Genomic DNA, 20,549 nt, shown 5'->3' on the forward strand with positions numbered 1-20,549 from the left:
GCCGTGGTGTATTACCGCGTTGGGCTGTCTTTTTAAGTATTCATTTTTAATGTTTCGTTGTTAATCGTTACGACCGGGGATTCAGGGATGAAACCAGTAAAAACCACACAGCGCCTGCTGGCGTATACGCTGATCCACCTGATTGCGTTTCAGCCGCTGCTGCCGGCGATGGCGGCGGGCGTGCAGGTCGCGGCGGGCAACACCGGGCTGGATCAGGCGGGTAATGGCGTACCGGTCATCAATATTGCTACGCCAAACAGCGCGGGGATTTCCCATAACCAGTATCAGGACTTTAACGTCGGCAAGCCCGGCCTGATCCTGAATAACGGTACCGAACAGCTCAATCCGACCCAGCTTGGCGGGCTGATCCAGAACAACCCCAACCTGAAAGGCAAAGGCGCCGACGCGATTATCAACGAAGTGGTGTCCGGCAACCGCAGTACGCTGGCGGGCTACCTGGAAGTGGGGGGCAAACAGGCCAGCGTCATCGTGGCCAACCCGAACGGCATTACCTGCGATGGCTGCGGCTTTATCAATACCCCGCAGGTGACGCTGACCACCGGAAAACCCCAGCTGGATGCGCAGGGAAAGCTGCAACATATCGATGTGCAGCGCGGCGATATCACGCTGACCGGGCAGGGGCTGGATGCAAGTAAGAGTGACTACCTCAGCCTGATTGCCCGCACCGCGCAGATTAATGCCGGGCTGAATGCCAACGATACGCAGATTGTGCTCGGTGCCAGTCAGGTTGACGCAACGGGCAAGGTGACGGCGCAGGCGGCGGATAGCGGCGTTAAGGTCGCGCTGGATACGGGCGCGCTGGGTGGCATGTACACCAACCGCATCAAGCTGGTGTCCAGCGACAAGGGCGTGGGCGTCAACGTTGGCAACCTGAGTGCGCGCAGCGGCGATATCACGCTGTCGGCCAACGGCAAACTCAGCCTCGGCGATACGGTGGCGCAAGGCACTATTCAGGCAGACGCGGACGCGCTGGCGCTGCGGGGCAAACAGCAGGCGGGTGACGCGCTGACGCTGAACGCCAGACAGGACATCACGCTGCAGGACGCGACGCTGCGTGCTGGACAAAATATTGAGTTGTCATCGGGTGGCGGACTGAAAGCGCAAAACAGCGTCATCAGTGCGGGCGTCGATGCGCAGGGCACCGTCAGGTCAGCACATCAATTATCTGTAAAAGGTGACGCTGTCACGCTGGCGAATGCCCAGCTTGCCGCCGGTAAGGTGACGGTCAACGCGGGGCAATCGCTGCAGCAGGATGCGAAAAGCGGCCTCAAGGCGGAATCGCTGCTCGATATGCGCGGCGACACCGTATCGCTGGCGGGGAGCGCGGGCGCTGAAAACGTGCGACTGGAAGCAAAGACCCTTACCAGTGCAGGCAGCGCGCAGCTTCAGGCAAAAGACAGCGCCACGGTACGCGTCACGCAGCAGGGCGACTGGCAGGGGAATCTGGCGGCGGGCAATACGCTGAGCGTGGAGGGCGGCCGTCTGGTGCAGCGCGGCACGCTGGCGGGGAAAACCCTCGCGCTGACGCTGGATACGCTGGATAACCAGGGCGATATCGCGGCGTTGCAGGCGCTGACGTTCAGCGGCGGCGACATAACGAACAGTGGCACGCTGGCCGCGGCGGAGCGGTTGACGGCTAACGCCCAGCGTCTGGACAACAGCGGATTACTCAGCGCCCGCCATGACGTGAAGCTTGAGCTGCAAACGGTGCTGAACAATCAGGGCCATATTCTGACGGATAATCAGCTGTTTTTGCTGGCCGGCAGCCTCACCAACGGCGGTACATTGCAGGCCGCGACGCTGACCGCACAGGCTGACCGGCTCACTAATCAGGGCGAGGTAACCGCAAACGCACTTGACCTGACCAGCCAGACGGCCGAAAACCACAACGTTATCAACGCAAAACAGATGCTGGCGCTGCACGGCGGCAGTCTGGTGAACCGCGGCACCCTCAGCGCGGGGGAAAAACTGGCGCTGACGCTGGGTGAGTCGCTGGATAACCGCGGCCGGCTGCAGGCCGGCAACACCCTGCAGGTGACCGCCGACCGCCTCAGCAATGCCGGTACGCTCACGGCCCCTGCATTGCAGCTGCATACCGGTACGTTGGCTAATCAGGGCACGATTCAGGCAGACAACGCGCTGCAACTGGACGCCACGCGCACCCTGACGCAATCCGCGACCGGTACGCTGCTGGCCGGCACGGACCTGACGGTGAACGCCGGACAGGCGGAGACCGAGGGAGCCATTCAGGCACAGCAGTTCCTGCTGAAGGCCGAACGCTGGCTCAATGCGGGTAAAACCGGTATTACCGGCGACGGGCAGATTACCGCCACGCAACTGGACAACCGCGGCAGCCTGCTGGCCAGCGGCAACTGGACAATTCACGGCGATGTCATCAGCCATGCCGGGGTGTTGCAGGGCAATGCGCTGACCCTTCAGGCCTCTACCCTCACCAGCAGCGGACAGGCACAGGCGCGGGGCGCGGTGAACCTGACCGTCGCCGATACCTTTACCAATAGTGGTGACTGGCTCAGCGGAGAGTCGCTGCGTCTTCAGGCGGCGAACACCGAGAACCGGGGCACGCTGCAGGCGCTCACCCTGACGGCAGACGGGACGTCTCTCGACAACCGCGGCACGATGAGCGGTATCAATCACCTGTCGCTTTTCTTAACCGGTAATCTGGATAACGCCGGCACACTGCAGGGTAATCAGCTCAGCGTGGACGCGGCACGTCTGACCAATCAGGGTTCACTTCACGGCACCGACGCGCTGACGCTGGCGATAGCCGGCACCCTGTCCAGTCAGGGGGCGTTGCTGAGTAAGGGTGACAGCAGCATCACGGCACAACGGTTCGATAATCAGGGCACCTTGCAGGCGAAAAACGTCACGCTGCAGGTCGATGAACTGGATAACGCGGGGAACATCTTCGGGGTGTCCGCGCTGGCGCTGACGGCGACCCACGGGCTCACCAACCGGCAAGCAGGAAAACTGCTGTCTCAGGGCATCGCGACGCTCACGGCGGCGGCGGTCGTCAATGCCGGCGAGTGGCAGGCCAAAAGCCTGACGCTGACGGCGAATAATCTCACCAATGACGGTCAGATTCAGGGGGATGAGGCCTTGTCCCTGACGCTGCCAGCGACACACGGTAAAGGGACGTTAATCAACCGTGGCACGGTGACGACAGGCGGGGACGCCACGCTGTTCGCACGCCTGATGGAGAATCAGGGCACGCTGTCGAGCCTGGGCAACACGGTACTGACGGGAACGTCGCTGATGAACGACGGTCGGGTAATCGCGGCGACAGGCCTGTCGCTGCGCGGCGACTATCAGGGCCGTGGCCTGCTGAATACGGCAGGGACATTGACGCTGGATGGCGACACGCTGGCGAATAACGGGCACTGGGAAAGCCGGGCGCTGTCCCTGCAAGGGAAGCAGGTGACCAATCAGGGCACGGTGCTGGGCAATACTGTCGCGCTTGCCGCAGAGCGTCTGGCTAACCACGGCACCATCACCGGTGTCGAGACGCTGACGCTGTCGCTCGGCGACAGCCTGAATAATACCGGTGCGTTGCGCAGCGACAGCCTGTCGGTTGCGGCGGTGGACATGAACAACCGTGGCGAATTGCAGGGCACCAATCATCTGCAACTGAACACCACCGGGTGGCTGGATAACGCCGGGCTTATCAGCGCCAGCAATACGCTGACGGTCACGGCTGGCGACGTTAACCAGCGAGAGAAAGGCACGCTGGAAGGAAAAACCGTCACGCTGGAGGCTGCCTCGCTGGTCAATCAGGGTAACATCCTGGGCGTGGATGCGCTGACGTTGTCGATTGCCGGTAACCTGTCGAATGACGGCAGCCTGCTGACCCAGAAAAATGGCGTGGTAACTGTACAGCAGGTGGACAATAGTGGCCTGATGCAGGCCGCGTCCCTCTTGCTTGACGCGGATGAGGTCACCAATGCCGGGCAACTTCTCGGTATTCAGGCGCTGTCGGTAACGGCACAGCACGGGCTGACCAACCAGCAGACCGGCAAACTGCTGACGCAGGGCGCGGCGGTGTTGCAGGCGGTTCGGGCGGAGAACCACGGCGAGTGGCGGGCGGATAACCTGACGCTGCAGTCCACCCATTTCATCAACACGGGACGGGTGCAGGCCGAAGGCGATATCGGCATCACGGTCGCGCCTGCAAGCGCTGCACGTCAGGGTTCATTCCTGCCGATGGCGCTGTCGCTGGCAGCAGACATTCAGCAACTCAACGCGTCATCGTCACCTCAGGGACGTGAGGCGGGCGACGGTGTACTGGACAACCGCGGCACGCTGGTGTCTGGCGGCAACACGCAACTGCGCGCCACGCAGCTAGCCAATCAGGGCTCGCTTGCCAGCAACGGCGCGGCAACCCTTATTGGCGGGACGGTGGAGAATGCCGGAACCGTGCTGGCTGTCACCTCGCTGTCACTGACGGGCAATTATCAGGGCAGCGGGACGCTGCAGACTGACGGGCGGCTGGACTGGTCCGGCATCACACTCACCAACCGCGGGCGCTGGCAGGGGAACACTATCCAACTGCAGGGACACGCGCTGGAGAATCAGGGCACGCTGCTGGGGCAGCGGACAGCAATTACGGCCAATACCCTGTCTAACGGCGGTGACATCGCCGGGACTGACACACTGCAACTGACGGTTGCCGATAGCCTGACCAATGCGGGTAACCTGTACGGTAAAACACTGACGCTGTCGGCGACCGACCTGTTCAATCAGGGCGAGATATCCGGTGACGCGCTGCACCTGACGCTGCAGGACGCGGTTCGCAATAGCGGCCTTATCAGCGGCAGCCAGCGGGTGCAGCTTGAGGCGGAACAGGTCGACCAGTCAGGTTCACTGGAAAGCCGCCAGTTGCAGGTGCAGGCGGATGCGCTCGACAATCAGGGCACGCTGCTGGGCGTGGATGCGCTGACGCTGGCGATTAACACCACGGCCCGTAACAGCGGAAAATGGCTGAGTCAGGGCGACAGCACGCTGACGGCCAGCCGACTGGAAAACCGTGGCCAGTGGCAGGCCAACACGCTGACCCTGACGGCGGATGCGGTTGAGAATGCCGGCCAGCTGCTGGGGCTGTCAGCGCTGACGCTGACGGCGAACAAGACGCTGACCAATGCGCAAACCGGCTCGCTGCTCACTGAAGGCCTGGCGGTGCTGAAGGCCGCCGAGGCCGTTAACGACGGCGAATGGCAGGCAGACAGCCTGACGCTGGACGCGCAGCACCTGACCAATGCCGGTCATATTCAGGGTGATACCTCGCTGAAGCTGACGCTGGCAAACGGCGACGTCACCAATCAGGGCACGCTGTGGAGCACGCTCGCCACTGTTGCTGCCCGGACGCTGACCAACGACGGCACCCTCACCGGCGTGAACGGCCTTCAACTGACGCTGGATGAGGCGTTAATCAATCAGGGCACGCTGAACAGCACTCAGCTGACCGCACAGGCCGACAGACTGGACAACCGCGGGAAAATTAACGGCCTCGACCGTCTTGAACTGACAACCGGCAATAACCTCACCAACCGCGGCACATTGTACGGGGCGGCGGTGACGCTGAACGCGAACGACCTGACCAACCGCGGCGCAATCACCGGCGTCGACAGCCTGAATCTACATCTGAACGGGACGCTGAATAATACGCGTGACCTCAGCAGCAATGCGCTGACGATTAAGGCTAATGACGTCGTCAACCGCGGCACCCTGATGGGCGTGAACGGGCTGACACTGCAACTTGGCAATCATCTTGATAATCAGGGCGCGCTGAACAGCCAGACGCTGGCCATTGCTGCCGATGAGGTAACCAACGGCGGGTTGCTGAACGGCACGCGCAGCCTGCAGTTAACACTCAATGACGCATTGACCAACAGCGGTGACCTCACCGGTAAAAATATCAACGTCAGCGCGACGGATGTGCTGAACCACGGGCAGGTGCGGGGCGCGGATGACCTGCAACTGAATGTGCGTAATGCGCTGGATAATCAGGGTCTTATCAGCGGCAGCAGCACGCTGGGCGTGGTGGCAAACCATATCGACCAGCAGGGGACACTGGAAGCGCGCGAACTGCACGTGGAAGCCGGTACGCTGGAGAACCGCGGCAAGATGCTGGGCGTCGATGTGCTGACGCTGGCGATTGCGGGGACGGCACGCAATCAGGGCCACTGGCTGAGCCAGGGCAGCAGCACGCTGACGGCGGGTGAGGTTGACAATAACGGGCAGTGGCAGGCGGGCGATATCACGCTGCAGGCCGCTGACCTGACCAACCGCGGACAGATTTTTGGTCTCAGGGCGCTGTCACTGACGACCCTCAATACGCTGAATAACCAGCAGGGCGGGAAACTGCTGTCGCAGGGTCTGGCGGCATTACGCGCGACAGAAGCCATCAATGACGGTGAGTGGCAGGCAGACAGCCTGACGCTGAACGCGCAGCAACTGACCAACCGCGGGCGCATTCAGGGGGATAACGGATTAACGGTCACGCTGGCGCGTACCAACCCGGCCAGCCTGCTCACCAATCAGGGGACGCTGCTCTCCGGCGGAGACAGCTGGCTGAGCGCCAGCCAGTTTGACAATCAGGGCACCGTGTCCGGCGTGGGTAAGGTGACGCTCGACAGTGCGGCGATGAGCAATACGGGCACGGTGATTGCCGACGGGGCGCTGTCGCTTGATGGCGACTATCAGGGGGCGGGGTTGTTGCATACTGCCGACACCCTGACGCTGCGCGGCAACCAGCTGCGCAACAGCGGGCGCTGGGAAAGCCGGGCGCTGACGCTGAACGGCGGCGCGTTCGACAACACCGGCACGGTTATCGGTGAGCGCGGCATCACGCTGGCACTGCGCGATGGCCTGACGGTTGGCAGCACCGGTCAGTTGCTGACCAACGGTATCCTGCAGGCGCAGGTAGCCACGGTCATGAACGACGGGTTCTGGCAGGGCAACACGCTGGCGCTGACGGCGGATGCGGTCGGGAATGCCGGCCAGCTGCTGGGGCTGTCGGCGCTGACGCTGACGGCGAAAAATAAATTGACCAATGCGCAAACCGGTAAGCTGCTCACCCAGGGCATGGCGGTACTGAACGCGGCCGAGGTCGTTAACGACGGCGAATGGCAGGCGGACAGCCTGGCGCTGGACGCGCAAAGCCTGAACAACCGCGGGCACATTCAGGGCGACAAATCCCTGAAGATGACGCTGGCGAATGGCGACGTCACCAATCAGGGCACGCTGTGGAGCACGCTCGCCACTGTTGCTGCCCGCACGCTGACCAACGACGGCACCCTCACCGGTGTGGCCGGTCTGCAACTGACGCTGGATGACACCTTAACCAATCAGGGCACACTGAACAGCACTCAGCTGACCGCACAGGCCGACAGACTGGACAACCGCGGGAAAATTAACGGCCTCGACCGTCTTGAACTGACAACCGGCAATAACCTCACCAACCGCGGCACATTGTACGGGGCGGCGGTGACGCTGAACGCGAACGACCTGACCAACAGCGGCGCAATCACCGGTGTCGACAGCCTGAATCTACATCTGGATGAGGCGCTGAATAATACGCGTGACCTCAGCAGCAATGCGCTGACGATTAAGGCCAATGACGTCGTCAACCGAGGCACCCTGATGGGCGTGAACGGACTGACGCTGGCGCTCGGCCATCATCTTGATAATCAGGGCGTGCTGAACAGTCAGGTGCTCACTATTGGTGCCAATGCGGTGACCAACGGCGGGTTGCTGAACGGCACGCGCAGTCTGCAACTGACGCTGGACGGCACCCTGACCAACACCGGTGACCTCACCAGTAAAAATATCAACGTCACCGCGGCGGACGTGCTGAACCACGGGCAGATACTGGGCGCGGACGATCTGCAACTGGATCTGCGTAATCAACTGGATAACCGCGGGCTTATCAGCGGCAGCAGCACGCTGGGCGTGGTGGCAAACCATGTCGATCAGCAGGGCACGCTGGAAGCCCGTAAGCTGACTGTGGACGCGCAGACGCTGGAGAACCGTGGCAAGATGCTGGGCGTCGATGCCCTGACGCTGGCAATTGCGGGGACGGCCCGCAATCAGGGCAAATGGCTGAGTCAGGGCAGCAGTACGCTGACGGCGGGTGAGGTTGACAATGACGGGCAGTGGCAGGCGGGCGATATCACGCTGCAGGCGGCTGACCTGACCAACCGTGGGCAGATTTTTGGTATTAATGCGCTGTCGCTGAGCGCCGCCAACGGTCTGACGAATCAGCAGGGCGGTAAACTGCTGTCGCAGGGTATTGCTGTTTTACGTGCGGCAACGGTGGCAAACGACGGTGATGTACAGGCGGACCGCCTGACGTTTGACGCGCAGCAACTGACCAACCGCGGACGCATTCAGGGGGATAGCGGATTAACGGTCACGCTGGAACGTGCTAATCCGGCCAGCCTGCTCACCAATCAGGGCACGCTGCTCTCCGGCGGCGACAGCTGGCTGAGCGCCAGCCAGTTTGACAATCAGGGCACCGTATCCGGCGTGGGTAAGGTGACACTCGACAGTGGTGCGATAAACAATGCGGGCACGGTGATTGCCGACGGGGCGCTGTCGCTCGATGGCGACTATCAGGGCGCGGGGTTGTTGCATACTGCCGACACCCTGACGCTGCGCGGCAACCAGCTGCGCAACAGCGGGCGCTGGGAAAGCCGGGCGCTGGCGCTGAACGGCGGGGCGTTCGACAACACCGGCACGGTTATCGGTGAGCGCGGTATCACGCTGGAACTGCGCGATGGCCTGACGGTCGGCGCTACCGGTCAGTTGCTGACCAACGGGGTGTTATCCGCACAGGCGGGCGATGTCACAAACGACGGGGTCTGGCAGGGCAACACGCTGGCGCTGACGGCGAACGCCCTGACCAACGGCGGGTCGCTGCTCGGTCAGGACGGGCTGCGGCTTGAGCTACTGGGTAGCTATCAGGGGACGGCTTCCTCCCGTCTGCTGAGCGACGGCGACGCCGTTATCACGGCCGACCGCCTGAACCAGAGCGGTGAGATAGCCGCGGGCACGCTGAGCCTGACCACCGGCACGCTGGATAACGGCGGACGCCTGCTGGGCAGCCACGGCCTGACGGTCACCAACCGGGATGAGCTGATTAACCGCGCCGGAGCGGAACTGCTGACCAACGGCGAAGGTCACCTCGACAGCGGTACGCTGCGCAATGCCGGTACGCTACAGGCCAATGACCTGCAACTGCGCGCCCGTGAGATGGAGAATCAGGGCCGCATTCAGGGTACTGACGCGCTGCGCCTGCTCGACGTGCTGCGCTATGTCGGCAATAAGGGCAGCCAGCTGCTCAGCAAAGGCGCGGCTACGCTCCAGGCTAAACAGGCGGATAACGCCGGGTTATGGCAGGCGGGCACGCTGACGCTGAACGGCGACACGTTCAGCAATCGCGGCACCGTCGCGGGGCTGAACAGCCTGTCGCTCAACGGCGACGCACTCAACAATCAGGGCGAGCTGTTCTCGCAGGGCAGCGTGACCGTGGTTGGGCAGACGCTGGAGAACGGCGGCACGCTGACGGGCGTCGGTGGCTTTACGCTGGCTCTCGCTGACCGCGTCGATAATCTGGCGACGGGGCGATTGCTCAGCGGCGGCACGGGGGAACTGACAACGGGCGTGCTGCGCAATCAGGGGTTGTGGCAGTCGGACGACCTGCGCCTGACCGCGCGTGACCTGGAGCAGCAGGGTAACCTGCTGGGCGTGCAGCGCGGGACGCTGCAACTCACCGGAGCCTATCAGGGGGCGCAGGGCAGTCAGCTGGTCAGCGGCGGTGACCTGAGCCTGACGGCCAACAATCTCATCAACCGCGGTCAGATACAGGGCAGCACCTTGACGCTGGGCGCGGAGACGCTCGACAATCACGGCTCTCTGCGCGGCGACCGTGCGCTTAATGCCACCGTCACCGGTCAGTTTACCCATGCCTCGCAGGCACGTCTGAGCAGCGACGGCACGCTGAACGTGCAGGCAGCGGCGCTGGACAATCAGGGCGACATCAAGGCCGCCACTACCATTCTGACGGGCAACACCGTCACCAACGGTGGCACGGTACAGGGCACCGCCGCGCTGCAACTGGACGCGACCGACCGGATTATCAACCAGCAGAGCGGACAACTGCTGTCCGACGGCACCACGACGTTGAAATCAGCAGCGCTAGAAAACCACGGCTGGCTGCAGGGGCGCGGGCTGGCCGTGAACACCGGACAGCTGACCCAGCAGGGCAGCCTGATGGCGCAGGACAAACTGACGCTGACCCTTCCTCGGTGGGTGAACAACGGGCTGGTGCAGGCCGGTGAACTGGAGATTATCGCCGACGAACTGGACAACCACGGCACGCTGCTGGGTCTGACACAGCTGGCGCTGCAGACGCAGCGGCTGATTAACCGTCAGGGCGCGAAGCTCTACAGCGCGCAGGATTTGCGCCTCAAGACGAATGAACTGCAGCAGGACGGGCAACTGGTGGCGCTGGGTAACCTGACTGCCGAACTCACCGGGCCGCTGACCTTTACGCAAACCATGGCCGCCGGGAAACAGCTGACGCTAAACGTGGCGGGTGACCTCGACCAGCGTGGTACGTTGCAGGGACAATCCGTCCGGTTGACCAGTACCGGCACGCTGACCCATCAGGGGCGCATTCTGGCAGGCGGCGGCGACTCACGGATCAGTGCCAAAGACATCGTACAGGCAGAAGAGGGCAGCGTGCAGGCAGGCGGCAACCTGACGCTGGTCAGTGATAACACGCTGAATAACCAAGGGCTGATTGGCACCACGGGCGACCTGCTGGTGCAGGCCGGCGGTTTGCTACACAACAGCAGCATGCTGTATGCGGGCGGCAATATGCGCCTGCTGTCGGACTCCCTGACCAACGTGTTTGGCACCATACTGGCAGGCAATAACCTGCTCATTCAACGTGATGACCAGGGCAACGCCAGCACCTCGCTGCTCAACAGCTCCGGCACCATCGAAACGCAATCCGGCGATATCACCATTAACACCGGCACACTGACGAATCAGCGTGAGGGATTTGTGGTGACGGAAACGGAGTTGGCGGGGGATTCTGTGCCTGAGTGGGCAGGTGGAACATCTGTTGCAATCCCCTTATCTTGGTTTAAACCAGATGAATATAAACTCGATACCTATATTACAACCAAAACAATAGGCAATGGTGTCAACGGTTGTCAGTGTGAGGTTAGTACAACATATTATTTTTACCGACCAATCGACAATCAAGATAAAATAGTGATGATTGGAAGTAAAAAAATCTCCATTGATGATAAGTATGGTGCGGGGAATTTTTATTCCGGAAGTAATATGTATATCGGTTCAAAAATATTGATTAATGATGCGTCGAACATTTATTCATTAAATAATATTGAATTAAGTGGTGAGGGACTTTTAAATAAATCATATCAGTCAGGTGTTTTCTATGATTACTTAACATATAAATATGATTCTGCTTCAGCAAGAAAATATAGATCTAGAGAAATGTATAATGCGGGAAAATACATTCCTTATTCTTTGGTCGGCACCCCAACCTACGAAAAAACCGTTGGCGAAAGTTATAGCGCCTTAATTCAGGCGGGGGGCACCATTACCGCCGATGTTAAACAGGATATCAGCAATACCACGCTGCAGTCGGGCAGCGGCGGGTTTATGCCTGCGTCCACCAAACCGGTGCTGGATGCCATCACCACGCTGTCCCCCTTGCAGAAGCAGACCACGCGCCAGTTGACCAGTCAGGATCCGTCGTTTAACGCGGGTGCGGTAGACGTCACCAAAACGAACAGCGGGCAGGCTACGCTGGCAGGCAATGCCGCCGGCGTGGCTGTGTCGGGCAAAACGGTGACGTTGACACAACAGTCTGGCACCGCGCTGCAAACGGGCGCGCAGGCGGAGAACATCAGCGCGGTGATTGCGGCACCGACTACCACCGGGCCGCTGACGCTCAATACCGGTGACGCCGTGGTGTTAGCGCCTTCGACTTCCGGTCACGTCAGCAACCCCGATGCGGTTGCACTGACGCCACAGTCTGGCACCGCACTGCAAGCCGGCGTGCAGGCGGAGAACATCAGCGCGGTCATTACGACACCGACTACCACCGGGCCGCTGACGCTCAATACCGGCGACGCCGTGGTGTTAGCGCCTTCAGCTTCCGGTCACGTCAACAACCCCGATGCGGTTGCGCTGTCGTCGACGACTCAACGGCCTGATGCCGGGAATAACCTGACGCCGGTCAACGTGAACAACACCGCCGCGGGCATCACGATAGCGGGTACGGTGGGCACGCCTGCTGTGTTGACCACACCGGGCATGGCGGCGGTTGATGCACCGAAGCCCGCGGTCAGCACAGACACCCTGCCGGGCGGGAGTACGCCTGCTGCGCCGCAACCGCCCTCTGCGGCCGACCTCCTGAGCGCCATCGGCAACGGACTGCAAACGCTAAGTCCCCAGCCGCTGACCGATTACCCGCTGCCGACGGGCAATAACGGGCTGCTGGTTGTCGACCCGAATGCCGACAGCCGCTATCTCATCCGCACCAACCCGAAACTGGAACAACTGGGGCAGGTGGACAACGCGCTGTTCAGCGATTTGCAGACGCTGCTGGGACAGCAGCCGTCAACGGTGGTGCCGGTCGAAACCCGTTCACAGTGGACGCAGACCGACCGCGTGCTGGGGTCGTCCTATCTGCTGGACAAGCTGGGACTGGATGCAGAGCACGACTACCGCTTCCTCGGGGATGCGGAGTTTGATACCCGCTACATCAGCCAGGCGGTGCTGAAGCAGAGCGGGCAGCGTCACCTGAACGGCACCGGCTCCGATTTGGCACAGATGCAAATGCTGCTGGATAACGCCGCGGCGGCGCAGAAAGGCATGAACCTGCAGTTGGGCGTCAGCCTGACGCCGGAGCAGGTCGCCAACCTCAGCCAAAGCCTGGTCTGGTGGGAGAATATCGAGGTCAACGGCCAGACCGTGCTGGCACCGAAGCTGTATCTGGCGCAGGCGGATAAAAGCAACCTGCAGGGCAGCGCGATTGTCGCGAACAAGGTTGAGCTGAATGCGGGCGGCAGCGTCACCAACAGCGGCACGCTGAAGGCGGTTGAGGTACTGGCGATTGCCAGCGGCGACAAGATTGATAACCACGAAGGCGGGCTGATTAAGTCAGACGGCGGCCTGAATCTGGTGGCGCTCAACAACATCACCAACAGCGGCAGCCGGATAGAAGGCAACACGCTGCAGCTCGCCAGCATCAACGGCGATATCATCAACCGCACCGAAAGCCGCAACTTCCAGACTGCACAGCCGACCTCATCGCGCAGCGGTACCGGTTCACTCACGTTCACCGAATTGGGCAAAACCGCCGAAATCGTCGCGGGCAACAGCCTGGCACTCAGCGCGGGCAAGGATATCCGCAACGTGGCGGCCACGCTCAACGCCGGACAGGACATGGCGCTGAACGCCAACGGCAATGTGGCGATGGAAGCGCTGACGCTGACCAACAACCGGGTCGATATCGGCTGGGGCAGCAGCAACACCGCGCTGAATACCTCTGTTGCAGGCAGCACCGTCAGTGCGGGCGGGGCGCTGAAGGCGGTGGCGGGTCAGGATATTCAGATTGCTGCCAGCGCGCTTTCCGGCGGCACGGCGCTGACGCTGGCAGCGGGCAACGATATTCGCCTGACGGCGCAGGACACGCTGAAAGAGACGCTGTATCAGGGCGGCAGCACCGCACAGCGCCGCACGCAGGCGGTGGCAAACAGCCAGCTGCTGAGCGGGGGCGACCTGAATCTGGTGGCCGGACGGGATGTGCTGTCGGAAGCGGCCAGCCTGAACGCCAAAGGCAATGCGACACTGGCGGCCGGACGCGACCTGAATCTGCTGTCTGAAACCGAAGAAACCTACAGCGGCAACTGGTGGAACCGTCATGCCGACTGGCAGCAAAACATCACCCGGCAGAGTACCGAGTTAACGACGGGCCAGGGCCTGAGCCTGCAGGCGGGCAGAGATATCAACCTGCAGGCGGCGCAGGGCGTAGCCAGCGGCGCGGTGACGGCACAGGCAGGCAACGACATCAACCTGCTGTCGGCCACCGAAACGCAGCACACCTTCTTTGAAGAAACCACGGTCAAGAAAAAGGCCTTCTCGAAGACGGTGACGCATACCCTGCGGGAAACGCTGCAAACCAATGAGAAAGGCAGTCTGCTGTCGGGTGACAGTGTCACGCTGGCGGCCAGTCAGGATATCAACCTGCAGGGCTCCTCGGTGGTCGGTGACAAACAGGTGACGCTGCTGGCGAACAACGACGTCAACACCGCGGCCAGCGTCGAGAACTACCAGCACTATGAAGAGCACAGCAAGAAAAAGAGCGGCCTGTTCAGCGGCGGCGGCATTGGTTTTACCCTTGGTTCAACCTCGACCAGCCAGAAACTGCGTGACCAGGCGGCGACCCAAAGCCAGAGTATCAGCACCCTGGGCAGTACGACCGACTCGGTGACGGTGAAGGCCGGGAACGATGTCACGATTAGCGGCACCGATATGGTGGCCGGGAAAGACATCCTCCTGCAGGGCAACAACGTCACCATTGACCCGGGCTACGACACCCGCAAACAGCAGCAAGAGTTTGAGCAGAAAAGCGCGGGGCTGACCGTGGCGCTGTCCGGCGTGGTGGGTTCGGCGCTTAACAGCGCGGTGCAGAGCATTCAGGCGGCGAAAAGCGAAAGCGATGGCCGGCTGGCGCTGCTTCAGGGCATGAAGGCCGGACTGGCCGGGTATCAGGCCTATCAGGGCAGCCAGTCCGAACTGAACAATAAGGGGCAGTCGTCTTTTGTCGGCGTCAGCGTTTCGCTCGGGGCGCAAAACTCTCGCTCCAGCCAGACCAGCGAGCAGAAACAGAGCTTTGGCTCGACGCTCAATGCGGCGGGGGATATCGGCATCGAGTCGCGTACCGGGGATATCACGGTCGCGGGCAGCCAGCTTAAGGCGGGCGGCGACGTCATGATGAAGGCGGCGCAGGATATTCACCTGCTCTCGGCACGCAACAGCGAGGACATCAGCGGCAAGAACAGCAGCAGCGGCGGCAATATCGGCGTCAGCGTGGGACTGAGCAACGGCAGCGCGGGGCTCAGCATTTTTGCCAACGTCAATGCGGCGAAAGGGCGGGAAACCGGCACGGGCAACAGCTGGTCAGAAACCACGGTGGATGCGGGTAACCACGTCACGCTGAAAAGCGAGCGCGACACGCGGCTGACTGGCGCGCAGGTGAACGGCGAGCGCATTGATGTTGATGCCGGACGTAACCTGCTGCTGCAAAGTCAGCAGGACAGCGAGCGTTATGATTCCAGACAGGTGAGCGGGTCGGCGGGCGGCAGCTTTACCTGGGGCGGCGGGGGCGGTAGCGGCTATATCAGCCTCAGCAAAGACAAGATGCACAGCAATTATGACAGCGTGCAGCAGCAAACCGGGCTCTTTGCGGGTAAAGAAGGATTTGGTATAAAAACCGGTGAGCACACCCAGCTTGACGCCGCGGTCATTGGCTCCACCGCCAGCGCCGAGAAAAACCGGCTGGACACGGGGACGCTGGGCTGGAGCGGGCTCAGCAACAAAGCCGAATTCAAGGTGGAGCACAGCGGTATCGGCCTCAGTGCCAGTCCCTCGATGAGCGGCAGCCTGCTCTCGACGCTGGCGATGAATGTGCCGTCGGCGCTGATGTCGCTGGGGAGCCGCGGGAATGCGTCCAGCACCACCTATGCGGCGGTGAGCGACGGCACGTTGTTGTTGCGGGATACGGCGAAGCAGGTGCAGGATATCACTACGCTGAGCCGTGACGTTGAACATGCGAACAACGCGCTCAGCCCGATCTTTAACAAAGAGAAAGAGCAGAAACGCCTGAAACAGGCGCAGCTGATAGGTGAAATCGGCGCGCAGGTGATGGATATCGTGCGCACGGAAGGCGAGCTGAAAGCGCAGAAAGCCGCGGAAGCCAAGGGCGACGCCACCGTCAAACGTCCGCAGGACGGTGATTCGGCGCAGGAATGGGAAGTCTATAAAAAGGCGCTGACGGAATCGCCGACCTACAAAGCCGAGATGCAGAAATACGGCACGGGCAGCGACTTCCAGCGCGCGGCACAGGCGGCGACGGCGGCGATTCAGGCGCTGGCGGGCGGGGACATCCAGAAAGCGATTGCCAGCGGGGCGTCACCGTATCTGGCGCAACTGGTGAAGGACGTCACGCTACCGAAGGATGAAAGCAAAATCACGGCGTCGGATATCGCGGCGAACGCGATGGCGCACGCGGTGGTGGGGGCGGTGGTCGCCCAGCTGTCGGGTCAGGATGCGGCCGCGGGGGCCATCGGTGCCTCCAGCGGTGAACTGGCTGCCCGTGCGATTATGGCGGAGCAATACCCGGGCAAGACGGCAAACGACCTGACGGAAGAGGAAAAGCAGTCGGTCAGCGCGCTTTCCACGCTGGCGTCCGGGCTGATATCCGGTCTGGCAAGCAACAGCACGGCTTCCGCCGCCAGCGGCGCACAGTCCGGGCGTAATGCGGTGGAGAATAACTTCCTGAGTGCGAAAGAGGCGGAGAAGAAGACCGTACTGGAGCGCAAGGAGAAAGCCGGAACGCTGACAGCAGAAGAAACGAAAGAGCTGGCTGATACCCGTCAACTGGATAAAGACCGTGATCAGGCTATCCGTGATATCTGTACTCAGGGCAACAAATCGGGTGGGGCATGCTCGGCACTGGTTGCACAGGCACAGCAGGCACTGAATAGTTATGGCGACAATGTCAGCTATAGCCTGATTTACAAAGACCTGTATCCGCAGGATGCAGCTAACGCGAGTACTATACTGAATGGTCTGGATGCAGGCAGTATCACGCGCGATGCTGCGATAACCGCGATAGCCAAAGAGACAGGGAAAAGCTGGGATGAAGTGGCGTCGCAGTATGATACGGCGATGCAGTTGCAGGCTGTAACGGCAACACTGGCTGGGTTCTATGGTACAAACAGCGTTAGCAAGGCATCTGAAGCGACTAATACCACGATGTCAATGGCAGATCGCATCAAGGCTAATATCGCGGAAAGCCAGAAGGCGCGGGAGTCGTCTAATTTTGATATTCACATTGCGAAATCTGATCAGGTTCAATGGGGATATAAGGCAGATGAATGGGGAATGGTTACTTTACCTGCTGGTAGCAGAGTATACGGCGGGATACCAGGACAATCGTCTTATTATACGTCATGGAATACATTGCTAGATGCAGGATTTAGCAGAGAGTCAATATTTAAAAACCTACAAGTATCACCTCATCCAGAGTTCGGATACCGCCCTCAAATGGGAATTTATGAGATTACTAATGATATAAGAATCCCCTCTGGCCAAGTAATGGCTAACCCATTACTGGGTCCCGGTGGCGCTACTCAATATTTTATAAAAGACTACAATAGTCAATTGAATTTGATAGATAAAATAGACTTGGGTAAGTAAATGACTAAATCACCTTATATAGACCACGCTATCGAGATCTCTCTTGCTGAAGGTAACTCAGTGAGAGAGATATCAGATGGATGGTCTAACATGGAGAAAGTTATATTCTTCTCTAAAAAAATGTCACAATCGTTACAACTGAAAATAAAAAAGGAAGAACCGACATTAAGATATTTTTCAACGGATAAAACCCCTCATAATAGAGCGGATGAGGGATTTATCTGTGATGAATATAAGATTGCAATCTCATATCCAAAATAAACTCAGCGATGCCGGCCTCACAAACAGGCCGGATTTTTTGTCTGTCATTCAGTCACAATGCGTATCAGCAACTGACCCTGCTCAACACTCACTGTTACCGCCGTATCCGTCCCAAATCCTGCGGCTTCCAGCCAGTTGCCGGTAAGGTGCAGGCTGGGGCTGCGACTGTAATAGCGCGTCATATCGTTGCGATCTGCATGGCTACGGCTGACATAGCCGACCTTCAGGTGTCGTAATGCTTGGGGTGTGGCGGGTAAGATCAAGTCAGCAGGACAGCGAGCGTTATGATTCCAGACAGGTTAGCGGGTCGGCGGGCGGCAGCTTTACCTGGGGCGGCGGAGGTGGCAGCGGCTATATCAGCCTCAGCAAAGACAGGATGCACAGCAATTATGACAGCGTGCAGCAGCAGACCGGGCTCTTTGCGGGTAAAGACGGCTTTGGTATAAAGACCGGTGAACATACCCAGCTTGACGCTGCGGTCATTGGCTCTACTGCCAGCGCCGAGAAAAACCGGCTGGACACGGGGACGCTGGGCTGGAGCGGGTTAGATAATAAAGCCGAATTCAAGGTGGAGCACAGCGGCATTGGCCTCAGTGCCAGTCCCTCGATGAGCGGCAGCCTGCTCTCGACGCTGGCGATGAACGTGCCGTCGGCGCTGATGGCGCTGGGTAACAGCGGCAATGCCGCCAGCACCACCTATGCGGCGGTGAGCGACGGCACGTTGTTGTTGCGGGACACGGCGAAGCAGGTGCAGGATATCAGCACGCTGAGCCGTGACGTTGAGCACGCGAACAACGCGCTCAGCCCGATCTTTAACAAAGAGAAAGAGCAGAAACGCCTGAAACAGGCGCAGCTGATTGGTGAAATCGGCGCGCAGGTGATGGATATCGTGCGCACGGAAGGCGAGCTGAAGGCGCAGAAAGCCGCGGAGGCTAAAGGCGATGCCACCGTCAAACGTCCGCAGGACGGTGATTCGGCGCAGGAATGGGAAGTCTATAAAAAGGCGCTGACGGAGTCACCGACCTACAAGGCCGAGATGCAGAAATACGGCACGGGCAGCGACTTCCAGCGCGCGGCACAGGCGGCGACGGCGGCGATTCAGGCCCTGGCGGGCGGGGATATTCAGAAAGCGATTGCCAGCGGGGCGTCACCGTATCTGGCACAGCTGGTGAAGGATGTCACGCTACCGAAGGATGAAAGCAAAATCACGGCGTCGGATATCGCGGCGAACGCGATGGCGCACGCGGTGGTGGGGGCGGTGGTCGCGCAACTGTCGGGTCAGGATGCGGCGGCGGGGGCCATCGGTGCCTCCAGCGGTGAACTGGCTGCCCGTGCCATCATGGCGGAGCAATACCCCGGCAAGACGGCGAGCGACCTGACGGAAGAAGAAAAGCAATCCGTCAGTGCGCTTTCCACGCTGGCCGCCGTGCTGATATCCGGTCTGGCAAGCAACAGCACGGCCTCCGCCACCAGCGGCGCACAGTCCGGGCGTAATGCGGTTGAGAATAACGCGCTGAGCGACATCATTGAGAATAAAGTATCCGGTATATCGCAGGAAGAGAAGTATCAGAACGCGCAGAAACAACTCATTGCTGCTGTTGAAGAATTCAAGGCGCAGAATTGTTCAGGGTTAAGTGCGGAAGTGTGTTCGGCGAAGATAAGTGAGCATCGGGATGAGTTGCTGAAAGGTGCTACTAGTTTTGGTTTAGACTTTGTGCCGGTTGTTGGCGACATTAAAGGCTTTGCGGAAGCGCAGAGTGCTATTGATTATCTGGCAGCAATGGTTGGATTAATTCCGATTGCAGGTGATGCTGCGGGTAAAGCGATTAAAGCAGCAGAAGTGGCGCTGAAGAAAGGGGATGTTGCTGAAGCGTCTAAGCTGCTCAATAAGGCTAGTGATGAAATTGCTGGCTCAGTAGCTCATACAGGAGCCGCTGTTAACCTTGACGAAGTAAACCGATTGAAATTTGATCCTCACGCTGGCAAGAACAAGCTTGCAGAAGGTTCAGCCGCCACCGAATTGCAAAATACTATGGGCGGGAAATTGGAACGTGTTGATCCTGATGCCAGTGGTGCCGATTTTGTATTTTCCAGCGGACCAAACAAAGGGAAAACTGTTGACTTTATGTTTACAACAGCAAAAGGCTCAGAGAAAGAAATTGAAGGGATGAATAAGTTTTTTAATAACAATTGGGATAATAATGTAAAAACATTACATCAGCATCTGGAAAAAGCAGATATAGTTCCCTTAGACTTTAGAAATCTTACTCCAGCAAATCAGCAGAGAATCTTAGAATATTTGAATGCTTTGCCAGAAAGTCAAAAAAATCAGATTGTTATTATGAGGTAATTCATGGCAGGAGGATTGTGTTTTAAAGGCGAAACGGTGTCTTTGGGCTCATCTGCGATAGATATTATTGCGGATTATCTACGGCCATATATTAGTGATGTCAGTATGGAGGTAATGGAGAAGGTTTATGAAGTATTCGATTATTTTCAGTTGCTTGACTTTACAAAGTTATCCTCAAGAGAATATATGTGTTGCTATGAACAGATAGAAAAAGCAATAGAAATCGATCTTAAGGCCAATCCTGTGATAAATAATCGTCCACAAGATTGGATTTTTAAGGCTTGGCATGAAGAAATCAAGCCCAAAATGCAGGCCTCATCTTTGTACGATCCTAACATGTTGGATAAGTAATTCGGATGTTATAAATAGTTCTGTA

At 59.4% G+C, this 20,549-nt stretch carries 5 protein-coding genes; 4 read left to right on the forward strand and 1 reads right to left on the reverse strand.

Annotated features, from left to right (window positions below; all coding sequences use genetic code 11):
* The first annotated feature begins 87 nt into the window (after positions 1-87).
* Both LCF41_RS22260 and LCF41_RS10490 read left to right on the forward strand, forming a co-directional pair.
* The gene (locus LCF41_RS22260) at positions 88-17,562 is read left to right on the forward strand and encodes a hemagglutinin repeat-containing protein (protein ID WP_284144957.1); all 17,475 of its coding nucleotides are present in this window, start codon (positions 88-90) and stop codon (positions 17,560-17,562) included.
* Positions 17,563-17,823: a hypothetical protein gene (locus LCF41_RS10490; protein ID WP_109225721.1), complete on the forward strand. Its 261-nt coding sequence runs from the start codon at positions 17,563-17,565 to the stop codon at positions 17,821-17,823.
* A 44-nt stretch (positions 17,824-17,867) separates the two neighbouring features.
* On the opposite strand, the gene LCF41_RS22340 is transcribed toward LCF41_RS10490, so the two are convergent.
* Positions 17,868-18,005, reverse strand: coding sequence for a SymE family type I addiction module toxin (locus LCF41_RS22340; protein ID WP_347880991.1), 138 nt, complete (start codon positions 18,003-18,005; stop codon positions 17,868-17,870).
* A gap of 62 nt (positions 18,006-18,067) precedes the next feature.
* On the opposite strand from LCF41_RS22340, the gene LCF41_RS10500 reads away from it, so the two are divergent.
* Both LCF41_RS10500 and LCF41_RS10510 read left to right on the forward strand, forming a co-directional pair.
* On the forward strand, positions 18,068-20,173 hold the full coding sequence (locus tag LCF41_RS10500; protein WP_431191562.1) for a VENN motif pre-toxin domain-containing protein: 2,106 nt from the start codon (positions 18,068-18,070) through the stop codon (positions 20,171-20,173).
* Positions 20,174-20,176: 3 nt separating this feature from the next.
* Complete coding sequence (locus tag LCF41_RS10510; protein WP_225087994.1) at positions 20,177-20,524, forward strand: hypothetical protein; 348 nt, start codon at positions 20,177-20,179, stop codon at positions 20,522-20,524.
* The last annotated feature ends 25 nt before the right edge of the window (positions 20,525-20,549 follow it).

Source organism: Pectobacterium colocasium (assembly GCF_020181655.1).
GTDB lineage: Bacteria > Pseudomonadota > Gammaproteobacteria > Enterobacterales > Enterobacteriaceae > Pectobacterium > Pectobacterium colocasium.